11 protein-coding genes are annotated in these 14,451 nt (G+C 66.5%); 8 read left to right on the forward strand and 3 right to left on the reverse strand.

Annotation, left to right across the window (positions count from 1 at the left end; all coding sequences use genetic code 11):
• Positions 1-17: 17 nt before the first annotated feature.
• From FHS47_RS19980 to FHS47_RS00665, 4 genes are all read left to right on the forward strand, one after another.
• Positions 18-2,660, forward strand: coding sequence for a membrane dipeptidase (locus FHS47_RS19980; RefSeq protein WP_167021871.1), 2,643 nt, complete (start codon positions 18-20; stop codon positions 2,658-2,660).
• Positions 2,620-3,318: a M15 family metallopeptidase gene (locus tag FHS47_RS00655; RefSeq protein ID WP_167021872.1), complete on the forward strand. Its 699-nt coding sequence runs from the start codon at positions 2,620-2,622 to the stop codon at positions 3,316-3,318. Before FHS47_RS19980 ends, FHS47_RS00655 begins: the two co-directional genes overlap by 41 nt.
• Before the next feature lie 2 nt (positions 3,319-3,320).
• Positions 3,321-4,358 (forward strand): serine hydrolase domain-containing protein, encoded by a 1,038-nt coding sequence (locus FHS47_RS00660; protein ID WP_167021873.1) that lies wholly within the window; start codon positions 3,321-3,323, stop codon positions 4,356-4,358.
• 137 nt (positions 4,359-4,495) lie between these two features.
• Entirely contained in the window at positions 4,496-6,112 is a 1,617-nt protein-coding gene (locus FHS47_RS00665; RefSeq protein ID WP_167021874.1) for an NAD+ synthase, read from the forward strand.
• A gap of 182 nt (positions 6,113-6,294) precedes the next feature.
• Here FHS47_RS00665 and FHS47_RS00670 read toward each other — a convergent pair whose 3' ends face one another.
• The gene (locus FHS47_RS00670; protein WP_167021875.1) at positions 6,295-7,122 is read right to left on the reverse strand and encodes an outer membrane protein assembly factor BamD; all 828 of its coding nucleotides are present in this window, start codon (positions 7,120-7,122) and stop codon (positions 6,295-6,297) included.
• 69 nt (positions 7,123-7,191) lie between these two features.
• Here FHS47_RS00670 and rluD point away from each other — a divergent pair, with 69 nt between their 5' ends.
• Both rluD and pgeF read left to right on the forward strand, forming a co-directional pair.
• Positions 7,192-8,166, forward strand: a complete 975-nt coding sequence (rluD, locus tag FHS47_RS00675; protein ID WP_167021876.1) for a 23S rRNA pseudouridine(1911/1915/1917) synthase RluD — start codon at positions 7,192-7,194, stop codon at positions 8,164-8,166.
• A gap of 2 nt (positions 8,167-8,168) precedes the next feature.
• Complete coding sequence (gene pgeF, locus FHS47_RS00680) at positions 8,169-8,921, forward strand: peptidoglycan editing factor PgeF (protein WP_167021877.1); 753 nt, start codon at positions 8,169-8,171, stop codon at positions 8,919-8,921.
• Here the strand turns inward: pgeF and otsA are convergent.
• On the reverse strand, positions 8,918-10,336 hold the full coding sequence (gene otsA, locus FHS47_RS00685; protein ID WP_167021878.1) for an alpha,alpha-trehalose-phosphate synthase (UDP-forming): 1,419 nt from the start codon (positions 10,334-10,336) through the stop codon (positions 8,918-8,920). The two genes, pgeF and otsA, sit on opposite strands and share 4 nt — an antisense overlap.
• Positions 10,333-11,118 carry a trehalose-phosphatase gene (gene otsB / locus FHS47_RS00690; protein ID WP_167021879.1) on the reverse strand — a complete coding sequence of 262 codons (786 nt, stop codon included), beginning with the start codon at positions 11,116-11,118 and terminating at the stop codon, positions 10,333-10,335. The genes otsA and otsB overlap by 4 nt, the downstream gene beginning before the upstream one ends.
• A 167-nt stretch (positions 11,119-11,285) precedes the next feature.
• On the opposite strand from otsB, the gene clpB reads away from it, so the two are divergent.
• Positions 11,286-13,868 carry an ATP-dependent chaperone ClpB gene (gene clpB, locus FHS47_RS00695; RefSeq protein WP_167021880.1) on the forward strand — a complete coding sequence of 861 codons (2,583 nt, stop codon included), beginning with the start codon at positions 11,286-11,288 and terminating at the stop codon, positions 13,866-13,868.
• Positions 13,869-14,052: 184 nt separating this feature from the next.
• Positions 14,053-14,355, forward strand: a complete 303-nt coding sequence (locus tag FHS47_RS00700) for a zinc ribbon domain-containing protein (RefSeq protein WP_167021881.1) — start codon at positions 14,053-14,055, stop codon at positions 14,353-14,355.
• Positions 14,356-14,451 lie beyond the last annotated feature (96 nt).

Below are 14,451 nucleotides of genomic sequence, written 5' to 3' on the forward strand. Positions count from 1 at the left end.
CTGCCAGAGGGTACGAAATGAAGCATGCGTTGGCCGCCGTCCTGCTCTTTTGCGCAACCGCACAGGCGCAGGACCACCCCCTCACCCTCGACACGCACGTCGACATTCCCCTGTCTTACATGCAGGACCCGAAGTTCGACGCGGGCAAGGACGGCCCGCTTAAGGTGGATCTGCCGAAGATGCGCCGCGGCGGACTCGACGCGGCGTTCTTCGTCATCTACGTGGAACAGGGGCCGTTGACCCCGGCGGGTTATGCGGAGGCCGTGGCGCAAGCGGCGCGGAAGTACGACGCGATCGACCTGATGCTGAAGCGTTACCCGGACCAGATCCGGTTGGCCCGCACGCCCGGCGAGGTGAGGGCCAACGCGGCGGCGGGCCGCCTTTCCGCGATGATCGGCATTGAGAACAGCTATTCCCTCGGGCACGACCTCACGCGTCTCGACGCCGCTTATGCGCGGGGTGCCCGCTACGTGGGTCTGGTGCACGTCGGCAACAACGATCTCTGCGGCAGCTCGCTACCCAGCAAGGATCTGGGCGACAAGCCGGACAGCAATCTCGGCCTGAGCGAGTTCGGTCGGCAGGTGGTCCGTCGGGCGAACGCGCTGGGCATGATGGTGGATGTCTCCCACGCCTCCGACGCATGCGTGCGCGATGTGCTGGCACTGTCCACGGCCCCGATCATCGCTTCGCATTCGTCGGCGCGTGCCGTCACGGATCATCCGCGCAATCTGCCCGACGACCTTTTGAGGGCCATCGCCGCGAAGGGCGGCGTGATCCAGGCGGTGGCGTACAAGGAGTTCCTGAAGAAGGATCCCGCGCGCGAAGCCGCGGAGAAGGCGTTGCAGAAGCGTGTGGCGCGCGAGTCGGGCGACACGGCCTACGACAGCGAGAAGCACGATTACCTTCCCGCGTACGTCGAGGGCATGAAGGCCATCCAGCGCGAACACCCGCTGGCGACGCTGGACGATTTTCTCGACCACATCCAGCACATGGTGAAGGTTGCCGGAGTCGATCACGTCGGCATCGCTTCCGACTTCGACGGCGGCGGCGAAATCACCGGCTGGATGGACGCGTCCGAGACACGCAACGTCACCGCGGGCTTGCAGCGCCGCGGGTTCTCCGCTGCGGACATCGCGAAGATATGGAGCGGCAACCTGCTGCGCGTATGGGCCGCCGACGAGGCCGCGGCCACGGCCTCGTTCGATGCGTTGGTGGACGAGGCCATCGCCCGCTACGACATTCCCGGCATGGCGGTGGGTGTGATTGCGAACGGAAGCGTGGTGTACACACGTACGGCGGGTACGCTCGCGGCGGGATCGGGCCGCAAGGTGGACAACCGTTCGCTGTTCAAGATCGCTTCCAACAGCAAGGCCATGACCACGGCCCTCATGGCGCGCCTCGTCGCCGCGGGAAAGCTGCGCTGGGACGATCCGGTCACGAAGTACCTGCCGAACTTTCGCATGAGCGATCCGTGGGTGACGCGCGAGATCCAGGTGCGCGACCTCCTGATCCACAACAGCGGCCTGCGCGAGGGCGCCGGCGACCTGATGCTCTGGCCCGAACCGAACCGCTTCACGCGCAAGGATATCCTGGCGGGGCTCGCCTACCTGAAGCCGGAGCACAGCTTCCGTTCGCGCTATGCCTACGACAATCTGCTTTACGTGGTGGCGGGCGAAGTGGCCGCCGCGGCTGGCGGCGCGCCCTATGAGACATTGCTTCGCCGGGAGGTCTTCGCACCCCTTGGACTTACCCGTTGCCAGATCGGCACCTGGTCGCGTGACGGCATAGGCAACGTGGCCCAGCCGCACCGCCGCGGCGAACACGGCAACGTGGTGACGAACGCCGACCCCGCGACGATTCCGGATATCACGTCGGCGGCGGCGGGAGGCGTGCGTTGCGACCTCGACGACATGCTGCACTGGGCTTCCAGCTGGCTGGCGCCGGATGCGTCGCAGCTAGCGTGGCTGGATGCGCAGCAGCGGGAGCCGTTGTGGTCGATCCAGAATCCGATGCCGGTAGGACAGCGCCGCAAGGCGTGGAACGGCACGCAACTCTACGGTTATGGATACGGCTGGCGCCTTGCGGACGTGGACGGTCATTGGAGCGTCTCGCATACCGGCACCCTGTCGGGCATGTATTCCACGGTAAGCCTGTTGCCGAAAGCGCGAAGCGGCTTTGTGATCATGATGAACGGCGGCGGCGAGGATGCGCGCGACGCGCTTGCCGAAGCGATCCTCAAGCGATTCACATCGCCCGGCGAGAAACACGCCGTGGGCGAATACGCCGATCGCATCGCGGCGGAGGCGACCGCGCCCGGTGCCTCTCGGGCTCCGGACACATCGTCGCGGGTGATCGCGTCGGCCGACGAGGCCAAGGGTTTTCTCGGCGTGTGGCGCGATCCGTGGTTCGGCGAGGTGAGCATCTGTCCCGCGAAGGGCGGCGTTGCCTTCGCGGCGGCACGGTCTCCGGCGATGACCGGTATGCTGGAACGCGTGGGCGGCCGTTACCTTGTCCAGTGGAACGACGAGCGCATGGACGCCGAGCCGTGGCTCGACCTGGATACGCCCGATCGTCTCCGCCTGGCCAAGGTCGATCCCGATGCCGATTTCAGCAACGACTATGAAGATCTGGATTTCGCTCGCATTCGTGCTTGCCCTTGATGCCGGCGCGGCTGATGCCCCGCCTCGCATCTCGCCGGCACGGACGCCCGCGCAAGCGGGCCTGACCGACATCCGCACACTCGTGCCGGATATCGCCGAAACCATCCACTACGCCGGCAGTGACAATTTCACCGGCGCGCCGGTGGACGGCTATCGTGCGCCGAAGTGCTTCCTGCGCACGGCGGCCGCCGAAGCCCTGGCAAGGGTAGAGCGGGGTCTGCGCGGAGAGGGTTACCGGTTGATGATCTGGGACTGCTATCGACCCGCGCGCGCGGTCGCGAATTTCGTGCGTTGGGCGGGCGACCTTGGAAATGCGCAGACGAAAACCGCGCACTATCCGAACCTGGGCAAGGACAAGCTCCTGGGCGAATACATCGCGCCGGTATCCGGGCACAGCCGTGGAGCAACCGTGGATCTGACGCTCATGCACTGCGACGACAAGGGTTGCGCGGTGCTCGACATGGGCACGGATTTCGACTTCTTCGATCCGCGCGCGCATACCGATTTTCCGGGCATCGACGCGGCGCAACGCGCCAATCGCCAGCGCCTGCTGCGCGCCATGGCGAAGGAAGGTTTCGTGAACTATCCGCAGGAATGGTGGCACTACTCCCTTCCGTCCGCGGCTTCCGACACCCTTTTCGACGTTCCCGTGGAGTGACCATGCGCCTTGCCGTCGTCCTTGCCGGTTGCCTGCTCGTGGTCGCCTGTGCGACGCGCCGCTCGCCAGACGCCTCGGTGGATGCGCTGATGGCCCGATACGACGGCGACGGCCCCGGCGCATCGTTGCTGGTTGTACGGGACGGCGTACCGCTCGTGCGGCGTGGCTACGGCTTTGCCGATCTCGAACACCGCACACCGGCATCGCCGCAGACGGACTATCGGCTGGCTTCGGTCAGCAAGCAGTTCACTGCTGCGGCCATACTTTTGCTTGCGCAGGACGGCAAGCTTTCGCTCGGCGATCGCGCGCGGCGGTGGCTGCCCGAACTGCCGCCCGTGGCGAACGACATCACCATTGCGCAACTGTTGAGCCACCAGGGCGGACTTGTCGATTACGAGGACGTCATGCAGGCGGACACCAAGGTTCCGCTGCGCGACAAGGATGTGCTCGACCTGATGGCGAAGACGGATCGGCTGTACTTCAAGCCAGGCACGTCGTATCGCTACAGCAATGGCGGCTACGCGATGCTCGCGTTGATCGTGCAGAAGGCGTCCGGCCTGAGCTTCCAGGATTTCCTGCGCGTTCGCATTTTCCAGCCATTGGGCATGAACGACACGCTGGCCTACGTGACGGAAGGGCCGCCCGTGCCCCATCGCGCGTTCGGCTACAGCGAGGAAGACGGCCGCTGGGTGCGCACCGACCAGAGCATGACAAGTGCGGTGCTCGGCGACGGCGGCATCTATTCCTCCATCGACGATCTGGCACGCTGGGATGCCGCACTGTACGACGATCGCCTGCTCAGCGATGCGTCGCGCAAGGCCGCCTTCACAGCGAAGACCCGCACCGACGACCCGGCGGTCGAGTACGGCTATGGCTGGCGCATCACCGGCGATTCGGTGTGGCACTCGGGGGAAACCATCGGGTTCCGCAACGTGATCGTGCGGTATCCGGGCCGCCGGCTCACGGTGATTCTGCTGACCAACCGCAACGACCCGGAACCGTACAAGACCGCACTCGCGATCGCCCGGCTCTACCGATAGAAGCGCCCCGCGCCCGGCAGACAGTGGCGCCCGGAGCCGCGGGGCTTGTCGCCCCTCGCGAGGAGCCGTCGCGCGCAGGGCGCGCTTCTGCCACGTTGCTTTATCATGGCGGTTCCCCGCGACCGCACGGATCCCCCATGTCCACGTTCCGCTTCGCCCTGGCCCAGTTCGACTTCCCCGTGGGTGCCGCTGCCGCCAATGCCCAGCGGGTGCAGGCGCTGGCCGAGGAAGCACGCGACCGCCTCGGCGCCTCGTTCATCGCCTTTCCCGAACTCACGCTGTCGGGCTATCCGCCCGAAGACCTGTTGCAGCGGCCCAGTTTCCTGGAGGCGTGCGCGAAGGAGCTCGCGGCCCTGGCGCCGCGCATCGAGGGCATCTCCGCGGTGGTGGGCCATCCGGATACGCGCGGTGAAGTGTTCAATGCCGCGACGCTCATCCGCGAGGGCCGGGTGGAGTGGACATATCACAAGCAGGCGCTCCCCAATTACACGGTGTTCGACGAGAAGCGCTACTTCCAGCATGGCGAGTCGACGCGCGTCTTCGTCATCGAGGGCGTGCGCGTAGGCATGCTCATCTGCGAAGACATCTGGGAAGCCGAGCCGGCCGCCCATGCGGCGGAAGCGGGGGCCGAACTGATCCTCGTGATCAACGCCTCGCCGTACGACCGGCGGCAGGCCGCCACGCGCGAAGAGCTACTGCGCCGCCGCGCCACCGAGAACGGCGTGCCCATCGCGTACGTGAACCTTGTCGGCGGACAGGACGACCTGCTCTTCGACGGCCATTCCCTGCTGGTGCAGGCCAACGGCGAGATCGCCGCGCGCGCGCCGTCGTTCGAGGAGATGCTGCTCGCGGTGGAATACGACACGGCCACGCGTCGCCTCGCCGCCATCGACTGGCCCGAACCGGACACGCGTTCCCCGGAAGCGATCATGTATGCGGGGCTGGTTCGCGGCGTGCGCGACTACATCGGCAAGAACGGGTTTTCCGGCGTGCTGCTCGGCCTTTCAGGCGGTATCGATTCCGCGCTCACCCTTGCCATCGCAGTCGATGCGCTGGGCAAGGACAAGGTGACGGCGGTGATGATGCCCACCGAATACACCTCCGGCCTCTCCCTGCGCGAGGCGAAGGCCCAGGCCGAGCAACTCGGCGTGGAGTACCACGTGTTGCCCATCGAGGGTATCTACGGGGCGTTCACCGATGCGCTGTCGCCTGTGTTCGCCGGCACGAAGCCCGACATCACCGAGGAAAACCTGCAGTCGCGCACGCGCGGCGTGTTGCTGATGGCCATGTCGAACAAGACCGGCAAGCTGCTGCTCTCCACCGGCAACAAGAGCGAAATGGCCGTGGGCTACGCCACGCTTTACGGCGACATGTGTGGCGCCTATGCGCCGCTGAAGGACGTTTACAAGACGACCGTCTATGCGTTGTCGCGCTGGCGGGCGGCCATCGACGGGGCGATTCCCATGGCGGTGATCGATCGCCCGCCCTCGGCCGAACTGCGGCACGAACAGACCGACCAGGATTCCCTGCCGCCCTACGACGACCTCGACGCCATCCTCGAACTGTTCATCGAGGGCGAGGCCTCGGCGGAAGACATCATCGCGGCCGGTCACGACGACGCCACGGTGCGGCGTGTGATCCGCATGGTGTACGTGAACGAATTCAAGCGCCGCCAGGCGGCCCCCGGCCCCCGGGTGACCACGAAGGCCTTCGGCCGCGAGCGGCGCTATCCCATCACCTCCGGCTGGAGGTGATGGGCGTGAAGCGTGAAGAGTGAAGAGTGAACAGTGAACAGTGAACGTTGAACTGTTGACGGCAGCGGCTGTTCTTACGGTTCACAGGCCGCGCAGCGGCCGACTCACAGCCCGCAAGGCGGGCGACTCACACCCGCAAGGCGGCCGACTCACAGCCCCGCAAAGCGGGGCGACTCACACACTCAATGATGCCCCGAGAACGGAATGGCCTTGCGCCAGATCGACGGGTGGTGCGGCCAGTTCGGGTCCGTGAGATACGGGTGGTCCGGGTAGTTCAGGGCCAGCACCTGGCGGGTCTGGTCGGCCAGCGGCTTGCGGTCGAGCGCAAGGTAGCTGCGGGTGAGGATGGCCAGCGCATCGGCTGTCTGCGGCGACTGCTGGTAATGCTCGATGACGTACTGCGCGCGGTCGGCCGAGGCGATGTACGACTTCGTGCGCAGGTAATACTCCGCCACGTTGATCTCGAACTGCGCCAGCTGGTTGCGCAGGAAGATCATGCGCTGGCGGGCGTCCGTGGCATAGGCGCTGTTCGGATAACGGCGCGCCAGCTGGCTGAAGTCGTCGAACGCCGTGAGGTTGAAGCCCTGGTCGCGGCGCGTGGAGGCGCTGTCGCTACGGGACAGGTAACGCTCGATGAAGCCGGCCGTGCGGTCGAAATTGATCAGACCGCGCAGGTAATAGGCATAATCGGCATGCTTATGAGTCGGAAACGTCTTGATGAAGCGGTTGATCGTCGAGTACGCGTCGTCCGGCTTGTTGTCTTTGTACTGCGCGTAAGCCAGTTCGATCTGGGATTGCTCGTTGATCTCCCCCGACGGGAAGCGCGCGATAAGGCGCTCGTAGGCCTTCTCGGCAGCTGCATAGTCGGAATGCTCCAGCGATTCGTGGGCATTGGCATAAAGCCGGTCGATCGGCATCGTGTCGATCGTCTCCTTTTTGCTGCGGAACATCGAGCAGGCGCTCATCGACAAGGCGAGGACGAGCAGAATGGTGATCTTGGTTGCACGCATTGAGAGAGTTCGGATGCTTGAGCGAAAGGGCATGATAGCCGAAACCGGCCTTGGGCCGGGCGGGGCGGTATGACGACGGTCAGACACGAGGCCACCGTGCCGGTGGCGGCGGCGGGTCGGCGGTTCGACCAGTCCCTGGCGGAGATGTTCCCCGAATACTCCCGATCCCGCTTAACTGGCTGGATCAAGGAGGGCAAGGTGCTGCTGGACGGCGCCCGGGTGGCGCCTCGGCACCTCGTCCGCGGCGGGGAGCAGGTGGCCCTCGAGGCCGTGTTGGAGGCGGAGGTGGACGCCCAGCCCGAAGATATCGCGCTGGACATCCGCTACGAAGACGACGACCTCATGGTGATCGACAAGCCCGTGGGGCTGGTCGTGCACCCCGGCGCGGGCAATCCGGCGGGTACCCTGCTGAACGCCCTGCTGCACCACAGCCCGGCGCTGGCCGAATTGCCGCGCGGCGGCATCGTCCACCGTCTGGACAAGGACACCGCGGGCCTGATGGTCGTGGCCAAGAGCATGGCGGCGCACACGGCGCTGGTGGCCATGCTGGCCCGCCACGACGTGCACAGGCAGTACGAGGCGGTGGTCCTGGGCACGATGGTGGCCGGGGGCACCGTGGACCAGCCGATCGGCCGCCACCAGCACGACCGCCTGAAGCAGGGCGTGCGCGACGTGGAGGACGGCGGCAAGGAGGCGGTCACCCACTACCGGGTGCGCGAACGCTTCCGTGCCCACAGCGTCATCCAGTGCAACCTGGAAACCGGCCGCACCCACCAGATCCGCGTGCACATGGCCCATCTGGGGCATCCCCTGGTCGGCGACCAGCTCTACGGCAACGGCCTGCGCCTTCCGCGCGGCGCCAGCCAGGAGCTGATCGATGCCCTCCGCGGTTTCCGCCGGCAGGCGCTGCATGCGGAGAAACTGGCTTTCGAGCACCCGATCACCGGGGATTACCTCGAATTCGACTCCCCGCGCCCGGCCGACCAGGAAGCGCTGATCGAGGCGCTGCGGGCGGACACGGCGTTGCACCCGATCGAGGACTGAGCATGGACCAGGCATGGATCGTTCCGGACTGGGAGGCCCCCGCCACCGTCGGTACCGCGGTGTCGACGCGCCAGGGTCCGGGCGTGTCGCTTCCCCCTTACGACCGGCTGAACCTGGGACTGCGCTCGGGCGACGATCCGGCGCGGGTGACGGCGAACCGCGCGGCGCTGGCGACAGCCCTGCATCTCCCCGCCGCGCCGCTCTGGTTGCGGCAGGTGCACGGCACCGATGTCGCGGACGCGGCCTCGGTGCCCGCTTCGGACGATGAGCCGGTGGCGGATGCCGTGGTCGCTCGTGGCCCGGGCCGGGTGCTGGCGATCCTCACCGCCGACTGCCTTCCGGTGTTGTTCGCCAGCGACGACGGCCAGACGATCGGTGCGGCGCACGCCGGATGGCGCGGCCTCGCGGCCGGCGTGCTGGAGAACACGGTGGCCCGGATGGGTGTGCCGCCCGCGTCGTTGTTCGCCTGGTTGGGGCCGGCCATCGGCGGGCCGTCGTACGAGGTGGGCGCCGAAGTGCGCGCGGCTTTCGTCGAACGCGCCCCGGTGACGGAGGCGGCCTTCACTCCCACCCGGCCGGGCCACTGGACCTGCGACCTCTACATCCTCGCGCGACGCAGGCTGGCGGCCGCGGGCGTCGCGCGGATATCGGGCGGGGGGTTCGACACCTTCCGCGACCCGCGTTTCTACTCATACCGCCGCGACGGCGCCGCCAGCGGGCGCTTCGCCTCGCTGATCTGGACCCAGGCAGATTAAGAGCTGAAAGTCACCGGCGAAGGCACGTAGATCTCGGGCTTGACCTTCGGCGGTTCGGTGAGTGCGTGCAGGAACGCGTTGCGCCAGGTGGTGATGTCGTTGCGTTCCAGAACGTCCATCATCGACTGCCAGCGCATCCGCCGTTCCTTCAGCGGCATCTCGAGCGCTCGCTTGAGGGCTTCCGACACTTCGTCCAGGTCGGACGGATTCACCAGCAGCGCCGCGTCCAGTTCCTGCGCCGCGCCTGCGAAGCGCGAGAGCACCAGCACGCCCGGGTCCTGTGGATCCTGGCAGGCCACGTATTCCTTGGCGACGAGGTTCATGCCGTCCCGAAGCGGCGTGACGAGACCCACCTTCGCCACGCGGAAATAGCCGGCCAGCACCTTGTGCGCGAACGACTTGTTTACATAGCGGATGGGCACCCAGTCTGGTTCCGCGTACTGGCCATTGATGTGGCCCGCGCTGCGCTCCAGTTCGCGGCGCAGCGAACGGTATTCCGGCACGTCGGAACGGGAGGGCGGCGCGATCTGCAGGAGCGACACGCGGCCGCGCATGTCCTTGTGGTCTCGCAGCAGGCGTGCGAAACCCTCGAAGCGTTCCGGCAGGCCCTTCGAGTAGTCCAGGCGGTCGACGCCGATGATCAGGGCGCGGTCGTCGATGGATGCCTTGAGCTTCGCGACCGCGCCGCTGTCTTCTGCGCGGTGTGCGAGTTCCACCGCCTCGGCGGTGTCGATGCTGATGGGGAATACGCCGGCACGGAAGATGCGACCGTTCGCCGCGCGAATGCGGCCGCCAGTACGCATGGCGGCGCCCAGTTCGTGCAGGAAATAATCTTCCAGGGCGCGCAGGTCGCGCTGGGTGTGCACGCCGACGAGGTCGTACGAAGCCAGCGGCTCCAGTATCTCCCGGTGGCGAGGCAGCGTGATCAGCAGGCCCGCGGCGGGCAGCGGGGTGTGCAGGAAGAAGCCGATGCGGTTTTCCACCCCCAACTCCCGCAGCATCGCGGCGAGCGGGATCAGGTGGTAATCGTGCACCCAGACGATGTCGTCCTTGCGAATGAGTTTCGCCACGCGCTTCGCGAATGCGCGATTGACCCGCAGGTAGCCTTCCAGGTGGTCGCGGCGGTAGTCCACGAGGTCGCCGCGATAGTGGAACAGGGGCCACAGGGCGCGATTCGCGAACCCGCTGTAGTAGTCGTCATGGTCCGCCTTGGACATGTCGATCGTGGCGTAGCTGATGTTTCCTTCCTGGACCTCGTGCAACTCCTTGCCGGTCTCGGCGGCGATGTTGCCGCTCCATCCGAACCACAGGCCGCCCATTTCCTGCAGCGCCGCGTTCATCGCGGACGCCAGTCCACCCGTCTGCGTCTGTTTGGGCAGCGCGACGCGGTTCGATATGACGACTAGTCGACTCATTGTCTCCTTGCGGCTCCTTGCGTCAATGCGGCTTTCACGGAATCCAGCCAAGCATGGACATCGCCTGGGCTAGACAATGTGAACACCGCCGATGACGGTGTTCTTGCACCGACGCGTACCGACGCTCCGCCGCGATCGTTCACCAGCGCGAAGGCGTGCTCGTCGGTGAGGTCGTCGCCCAGGTACACCGGGCGCCGTCCCTGGAAGGGTGGCGCATCGAGGAAGGCGGCCACGGCCACGCCCTTGTCCATGCCGCGGGGCTTGAACTCGTAGACGTAGCTGCCCGGCTGGAGTTCGAAGCCGGGGAAGCGGGCGGCGATGGCCGGGGCCACGCGCTGCAGTTCACCCAGGTATTCGGGGTGTTCGCGGCAATGCAGGGCGACGGACCAGCTCTTGTCCTCTACACGGACCCCGGGCATGGCCAATGCGACGCTGTGCACCTCGTCGCGCAGGCGGGCGAGTTCCGCGGCGTCGACGGGCACCGTGACCGTCCTTCCGTCCGCTTCGCGGCGTTCGAGCCCGTGCTGCCCCGCGGCGGCCCAGCGGGGGCGACCGAAGATGCCATCGAGACTCGCGATGGCTCGCCCGCTGACCAGGGCGAGGGCTCCGTCCAGCGTTTCGTGGAGGGCATCCAGGGTGTCGAGCATGCCTTCGGGTACCACCACGCCTTCAGGGTCGTCGGCGAAGGCAAGCAGGGTGCCGTCGGCGTCCAGGAACAAGGCGGTGGCGGGTGTTACGAGATGAGCGGGCGGACGCGGCAGATGGTCGCTGGTGACTGTCACGGTGGCTCCAGGTTCGGCGATCCCCTCAGGATGCAACCTGGGCCGTGAAAAATCCGCTGCATCAGAGCACAGTGGCGTTGAAGCCTCGCGGTAGAACCCGCATCTGTGTGGCCAGAGGCGGTCGCGGGGAGGGCCCGGGGCGCGCCATACCTTCGGAGACAATTACCATGCGAATGGACAAACTCACGTCGCGTTTTCAGCAGGCCTTGGCGGACGCTCAGTCGCTGGCCGTCGGGCGCGACCACAACATCCTCGAGCCGGCGCACCTCCTGGTGGCGCTTCTCGACCAGCAGGGCGGCTCCACGGCGCCGCTGCTCACGCAGGCGCAGGTGAACGTGCCCGCGCTGCGCCAGCGCCTTGGCGAGATCCTCGAACGCATGCCGCGGGTGAGCGGGCAGGAAGGGAACATCAGCCTCGGCAACGATCTGAACCGCCTGCTCAACCTCACCGACAAGCTGGCCCAGCAGCGCGGCGACCAGTTCATCGCCAGCGAACTGTTCCTGCTGGCGGCGCTGGACGATCGCGGGGAGGCCGGTGGCGCGCTGAAGGCCGCCGGCGCCACCAAGGCAAACCTCGAAGCCGCCATTGAGAAACTCCGCGGTGGCGAGAAGGTGCAGTCGGAAAACGCCGAGGACCAGCGTCAGGCGCTGGAGAAATACACCATCGACCTCACCGAGCGGGCCGAGAGCGGCAAGCTGGACCCGGTGATCGGCCGCGACGAGGAAATCCGGCGCACGATCCAGGTCCTCCAGCGCAGAACGAAGAACAATCCCGTGCTGATCGGCGAGCCCGGGGTGGGCAAGACGGCCATCGTGGAGGGCCTGGCACAGCGCATCGTCAACGGCGAGGTGCCCGAGGGTCTGCGCGGCAAGCGCGTGTTGTCGCTCGACATGGGCGCACTGATCGCCGGCGCCAAGTTCCGCGGCGAATTCGAAGAGCGCCTGAAGGGCGTGTTGAACGACCTGTCGAAGCAGGAAGGACAGGTGATCCTGTTCATCGACGAGCTGCATACGATGGTCGGCGCGGGCAAGGCCGATGGCGCCATGGACGCCGGCAACATGTTGAAGCCCGCGCTGGCGCGCGGCGAACTGCATTGCATCGGCGCAACCACGCTCGACGAATACCGTAAGTACGTGGAGAAGGACGCCGCCCTGGAACGCCGCTTCCAGAAGGTGTTCGTGGGCGAGCCGAGCGTGGAAGACACCATCGCGATCCTGCGCGGCTTGAAGGAGCGCTACGCGGTGCACCACGGCGTGGAGATCACCGACCCCGCGATCGTCGCGGCCGCCACGCTTTCCGCGCGCTACATTCCGGACCGTCAGCTTCCCGACAAGGCCATCGATTTGATGGACGAAGCGGCCTCGCGCATCCGCATGGAAATCGATTCCAAGCCGGAGGAACTGGACCGCCTGGAACGCAGGCTCATCCAGCTCAAGATCCAGCGCGAGATGCTGAAGAAGGAGCAGGACGACGAGTCGAAGCAGCGCCTCGCCAACCTCGAGGCCGACATCGAGAAACTCGACCGGGAATTCTCCGACCTCAACGAGGTGTGGAAGTCGGAGAAGGCCGCGCTGCAGGGCGCCACCAAGATCAAGGAGCAGATCGAGCAGGCCCGCCTCGAACTGGAGGCCGCGCAGCGCCGGCAGGACTATGGTGCGATGAGCGAGATCCAGTACGGCCGCCTCCCGGCGCTGGAAGCGCAGCTTGCCGCGGCCCAGAAGGCCGAGAAGCAGGAATTCACGCTGTTGCAGGATCGCGTCACGGCCGAGGAAATCGCCGAGGTGGTGGCCCGCTGGACAGGCATTCCCGTGGCGAAGATGCTCGAGGGCGAGCGCGAGAAACTGCTGCACATGGAAGAAGCGCTGCATGCGCGCGTGGTGGGGCAGGATGAAGCGGTACGCGCGGTGTCGGACGCGATCCGGCGCGCCCGTGCCGGCCTGTCCGATCCCAATCGCCCCTATGGATCCTTCCTGTTCCTCGGCCCGACCGGCGTCGGTAAGACCGAACTGTGCAAGGCGCTGGCCGACTTCCTGTTCGACACACAGGACGCGATGGTGCGCATCGACATGAGCGAGTTCATGGAGAAGCACTCCGTGAGCCGGCTGGTCGGCGCGCCTCCCGGTTACGTGGGTTACGAAGAAGGCGGTTACCTCACGGAAGCGGTGCGTCGCCGCCCGTACAGTGTGATCCTGCTCGACGAGGTGGAGAAGGCGCATCCGGATGTCTTCAACATCCTGCTCCAGGTGCTCGACGACGGCCGTCTCACCGACGGCCAGGGCCGTACGGTCGACTTCCGCAACACCGTCATCGTCATGACGTCGAACCTCGGCTCGAACCTCATCCAGGAACAGGCCGGCGACAGCGAGGCCGACTACCTGCAGATGAAGGCCTCGGTGCTGGGCGTGGTGCAGGCGCACTTCCGTCCGGAGTTCATCAACCGTCTGGACGACCTCGTGGTGTTCCGTCCGCTGGACAAGAAGCAGATTCGTGCCATCGCCCGCATCCAGCTCGATTACCTGGCCCGGCGCCTCGCCGACCGTCAGCTGTCGCTGGACATTTCGGATGCCGCGCTCGACCTGCTGGGCAGCGTGGGTTTCGACCCCGTTTACGGCGCGCGGCCGCTGAAGCGTGCGATCCAGCAGCAGCTGGAAAACCCGCTGGCCCAGCGCATCCTGCAAGGGGCGTTCTCGCCGGGGCAGACGGTGCGCGTGGACTCCGACGGCAACCATCTCACGTTTAGTGCGGCGTGAGTCGGCCGCGTAGCGGCTTGTGAGTCGGCGGCTTGCGCCGCCTGTAAGTCGGCCGCTGCGCGGCCTGTGAACCGTTAGCTCATTCTTCGGTTCACGGTTCCCAGCGTGCGCAGCACGCGACTCACAGGCTGCGCCAGCAGCCGACTCACGCAATAATGCGCCGATAGAACCTCGAGGTACCCCAATGCCCATCTACGAATTCCAGTGCCAGGCCTGCGGCCACCGCTTCGACCGCCTGCAGAAGATGTCCGATCCCGATCCGACCACCTGCCCGAGCTGTGGCGAACCCCGCGTGGGCCGGATGCTGAGCGCGCCGCAGTTCCGCCTCGCGGGCAGCGGCTGGTATGAGACGGACTTCAAGAAGGAAGGCGACAAGAAGCGGAATCTGGCCGAGGGTTCGTCCGGCGCGCCGGCTCCCGCGCCAGCACAGACGCCGGCTCCCTCGACGTCCACGCCCTCCTCGACCTCCGGGTCGCCGTCTACCTAAGGCGGCGATCTCGCCCGGGCCTACAAGGGGCCGTGGCGTACGCCGACGCGACGTACGGCGGCTGTACCGGTACCTTTTTGACGTCATCCTCGGAGG

This window comes from Luteibacter sp. SG786, assembly GCF_011759605.1.
In the GTDB taxonomy this organism is placed as follows: domain Bacteria; phylum Pseudomonadota; class Gammaproteobacteria; order Xanthomonadales; family Rhodanobacteraceae; genus Luteibacter.

Coding starts and splice junctions, on each gene's coding strand:
- FHS47_RS19980 (WP_167021871.1), top strand. CDS start 18: ATGAAGCATGCGTTGGCCGCCGTCCTGCTCTTTTGCGCAACCGCACAG.
- FHS47_RS00655 (WP_167021872.1), top strand. CDS start 2,620: ATGAAGATCTGGATTTCGCTCGCATTCGTGCTTGCCCTTGATGCCGGC.
- FHS47_RS00660 (WP_167021873.1), top strand. CDS start 3,321: ATGCGCCTTGCCGTCGTCCTTGCCGGTTGCCTGCTCGTGGTCGCCTGT.
- FHS47_RS00665 (WP_167021874.1), top strand. CDS start 4,496: ATGTCCACGTTCCGCTTCGCCCTGGCCCAGTTCGACTTCCCCGTGGGT.
- FHS47_RS00670 (WP_167021875.1), bottom strand. CDS start 7,122: ATGCGTGCAACCAAGATCACCATTCTGCTCGTCCTCGCCTTGTCGATG.
- rluD (WP_167021876.1), top strand. CDS start 7,192: ATGACGACGGTCAGACACGAGGCCACCGTGCCGGTGGCGGCGGCGGGT.
- pgeF (WP_167021877.1), top strand. CDS start 8,169: ATGGACCAGGCATGGATCGTTCCGGACTGGGAGGCCCCCGCCACCGTC.
- otsA (WP_167021878.1), bottom strand. CDS start 10,336: ATGAGTCGACTAGTCGTCATATCGAACCGCGTCGCGCTGCCCAAACAG.
- clpB (WP_167021880.1), top strand. CDS start 11,286: ATGCGAATGGACAAACTCACGTCGCGTTTTCAGCAGGCCTTGGCGGAC.
- FHS47_RS00700 (WP_167021881.1), top strand. CDS start 14,053: ATGCCCATCTACGAATTCCAGTGCCAGGCCTGCGGCCACCGCTTCGAC.